This window comes from Longimicrobiaceae bacterium, assembly GCA_035696245.1.
Lineage (GTDB): Bacteria > Gemmatimonadota > Gemmatimonadetes > Longimicrobiales > Longimicrobiaceae > DASRQW01.
The window spans coordinates 1-3,731 of the sequence record DASRQW010000144.1; the positions used below are offsets into that span (position 1 = coordinate 1).

The following is a 3,731-nucleotide window of genomic DNA, read 5'->3' on the forward strand; positions in this document are numbered from 1 at the left end:
GCGGCACACCTCGGCCGAGCCGTGGCACAGCGCGGCAAGGCGGCGGCGGATGACCACGCGCTCGCGGCGGCGGGCGGCCTTGCTCGCGGGGTCGGCGGCGGTGCGCGGCGGCAGGTTCTCGAGCGCGGTGACGATGCTCTCCAGCTCCATCCGGTGCTCGTCTTCCGCGTCCAGCACGCGGCGCAGGCGGTCGCTCGCGTCGCGCAGCAGCGGCGCGGCCGAGGCGGGGGCCACGGGCAGGTCGTGCTCGAAGTAGCGCAGCGTGAAGCCGCCCTCGCCGTCGTAGCCCAGCTTCAGCTCGCCGCGCTCCAGTACGCGGCCGTAGGCGTCGCCCAGGATGGGGAGCAGCACCTTGCCCGCCATCTCGCCCTTGAGCGGCTGCCAGTCGATGTCGAAGTACGGCGCGTACGGGGAAGACGGGCCGTTCTCCAGCACGTCGCGCCACCACGGGTTGCCCTCGCCCAATATGCCCATGTGGTTGGGCACCACGTCCACCAGGTGCCCCAGCCCGTGCTCGCGCAGGGCCCCGCACAGGCGCTCGTGGTCGGCCTCGGTGCCGATCTCGGGGTTCAGCTCGTTGTGGTCGGTGATGTCGTAGCCGTGCATGCTGCCCGGCCGCGCGCGCAGGTACGGCGACGCGTACAGGTCCGAGACGCCCAGCTCGGCCAGGTACGGCACCACGGCCTCGGCGTCGCGGAAGGTGAACCGGTGGTTCAGCTGCACGCGGTAGGTGGAGCGGGGAACGCGCTCGCGGGCGCCCTCCGCGGTGGGATGCGTCGGGTGTTCGGGGGCTTGCACGGTGTCTGGTTCCGGGGTCCGTTCCTTGCGCCTGCCCGGCGCGCGGGGGGCCACCGGCTGAGCAAGAAGCGGGCGCGGCAAGGTGTCATCGTCCGCGAGGCAATCGCCGCCCGCCGCCGCCCCGCATCCGCGGAAACGCACCGGCACTGCGTCCACGGGAGATGCACGGCGGGCGATCGGCCCCAGCCGCCGGGGACGCGCATCTTCCGCATCTCCCGAATTCGACCTGGGGATGCGGCGCGTTCGGTCCGCGCGGATGCCCGTCAGCGGCGGAACGCTCCGCATCTGCCGTCGGCGGACGTCGATGGATGCGGCGCGTCCGTCGTGGAGGCGCGGGGGGCTCAGCCGCCGCAGTAGTATCGAAAATCTCCGACCCCGCCCCGAAGGTGTGGCCGCGTACGCCTTTTCGCACGTTCACACGGAAAGACCGCCACCGATGGAATCTTCCAAGTCGCGCAAGCAGCACTCGTTCGTTCCCGGCTTCCTGGAGGCGGCGTCGCCTGCCTGGCCGGGCAAGCCGTATCCCCTGGGTGCCCACTGGGATGGCAAGGGGACCAACTTCGCCATCTACTCGGAGCTGGCCGAGGAGGTGGAGCTGTGCCTCTTCGACGCGCCGGACGCGGCAGAGCCCGTGCGCTCCATCCGCCTGCGCGAGCGCACGGCCTACGTGTGGCACGGCTACGTGCCCGACGTGGGACCGGGCCAGTACTACGGCTACCGCATCAACGGACCCTACGAGCCCGGCCGCGGCCGCCGCTGCAACCCCTTCAAGCTGCTCATCGACCCGTACGCCCGCGCGCTGGCCGGCAGGGTGAGCTGGGACGCGCACCCGTTCGGCTACCCGTTCGACCAGCCCGGCGAAGACTGGGTGCTGGACGACGAGAACAGCGCGCCCGGCGTGCCCAAGGGCGTGGTGACCGACGACGGGTTCGACTGGGGGGGAGACGCGCCGCCCAACATCCCCTGGCACGACACGGTGATCTACGAGGCGCACGTGAAGGGCCTCACCCGGCTGCACCCCGGCATCCCCGAGGAGCTGCGCGGCACGTACGCCGCCATCGCGCATCCCGCCATCGTGGAGCACCTCAAGTCCATCGGCGTCACCGCCATAGAGCTGCTGCCGGTGCACGAGATCGCGGACGAGCCGTTCCTTGCCGCGCGCGGGCTGCGCAACTACTGGGGCTACAGCTCGCTCAACTACTTCTCGCCCGCGGGCCGCTACGCCCGGGCCCGCGACTACGGCGAGCAGGTGCGCGAGTTCAAGGAGATGGTGCGCACGCTGCACCAGGCCGGCATAGAGGTGATCCTGGACGTGGTCTACAACCACACGGCCGAGGGCAACCACCTGGGGCCCACGCTGTCGTTCAAGGGCATCGACAACCCCACGTACTACCGGCTGGTGGCGGACGACCCGCGTTTCTACATGGACTACACGGGCACGGGCAACTCGCTGAACATGCGCCACCCGCAGACGCTCACGCTGGTGATGGACTCGCTGCGCTACTGGGTGCAGGAGATGCACGTGGACGGCTTCCGCTTCGACCTGGCGTCCACGCTGGCACGCGAGCTCCACGCGGTGGACCGCCTGTCGGCGTTCTTCGACGTGATCCACCAGGACCCGGTGATCAGCCGGGTCAAGCTGATCGCCGAGCCGTGGGACGTGGGCGAGGGCGGCTACCAGGTGGGCAACTTCCCGGTGCTGTGGGCGGAATGGAACGGAAAGTACCGCGACACGGTGCGGGCCTACTGGCGCGGCGACCAGGGCACGCTGGGCGAGCTGGGCTACCGGCTGACGGGCAGCAGCGACCTGTACGAGGACGACGGGCGCCGGCCGCACGCCAGCATCAACTTCATCGTGGCGCACGACGGCTTCACGCTGAACGACCTGGTCACGTACAACCACAAGCACAACGACGCCAACGGCGAGGACAACAACGACGGCGTCAACGACAACCTCAGCTACAACTTCGGGATCGAGGGGCCCACCGACAAACCCGACATCGTCACGCAGCGCGACCGGCAGAAGCGCAACTTCATGGCTACGCTGCTGCTGTCGCAGGGGGTGCCCATGATCTGCGGGGGCGACGAGATGGGGCGCACGCAGGGCGGCAACAACAACGCGTACGCGCAGGACAACGAGATCTCGTGGGTGAGCTGGGAACTGGGCGAGGGCGACCGGGCGCTGCTGGAGTTCACCAAGCGCGTGGCGCGGCTGCGGCGCGAGCACCCCATCTTCCGGCGGCGGCGCTTCTTCAAGGGCCGCGAGATCCGCGGCAGCGAGGTGAAGGACATCACCTGGCTGCGGCCGGACGGGCGGGAGATGACCGACCAGGAGTGGAACTCGGGCTTCGTGAAGTGCTTCGGGATGGCGCTGGGCGGCGACGCCATCGAGGAGTTCGACGACCAGGGGCGGCAGGTGCGCGACGACTCGTTCCTGCTGCTGCTCAACTCCGACGGTGCCGCCATGAGCTTCACCATCCCCGCCTCCCGCACCGAGGACGAGTGGGTGATCGTGTTCGACACCAACCAGCCGGAGCTCGAAGAGGACGCGCGCGTCGTCGCCGACGGCGAGGAGCTGCACATCGAGGGACGGTCGATGGTCGTCCTCCGCGCCAGGAAGCGCCCGAAGTGACAGGAAGATGGACGGCGGACGATCGGGTGGGTGCGGTGCGGTGCGGTGCGCGCGCGCGCCGTCCGCCCATGCGGCCGAGAAGCGCCGGGCGCATGTCGCGCCGAATGCAATCCCCGGCGATCCGCCGCTGACACGCGAGGTGGCCGCCGACTTGTAGGGGAGCACCTGCGTGTCATCTGTTCCAACTAATTCGCGCAACGGTATAATACCGGACGCGTTCGGAGGTTGCGAACTCTGACCGGGGGAACAGATGAGCGTCGATCCAGAGGCGAAGGAGCGCGCCTCGACGATTGGAGAGGTC

At 69.7% G+C, this 3,731-nt stretch carries 2 protein-coding genes; one reads left to right on the plus strand and one right to left on the minus strand.

Annotation, left to right across the window (positions count from 1 at the left end):
- Positions 1 to 798 (minus strand): alpha-amylase family glycosyl hydrolase (locus tag VFE05_06510; GenBank protein HET6229718.1); only part of this gene is annotated, 798 nt, incomplete at its 3' end.
- 436 nt (positions 799 to 1,234) lie between these two features.
- On the opposite strand from VFE05_06510, the gene glgX reads away from it, so the two are divergent.
- Positions 1,235 to 3,430, plus strand: a complete 2,196-nt coding sequence (gene glgX / locus VFE05_06515) for a glycogen debranching protein GlgX (GenBank protein ID HET6229719.1) — start codon at positions 1,235 to 1,237, stop codon at positions 3,428 to 3,430.
- The last annotated feature ends 301 nt before the right edge of the window (positions 3,431 to 3,731 follow it).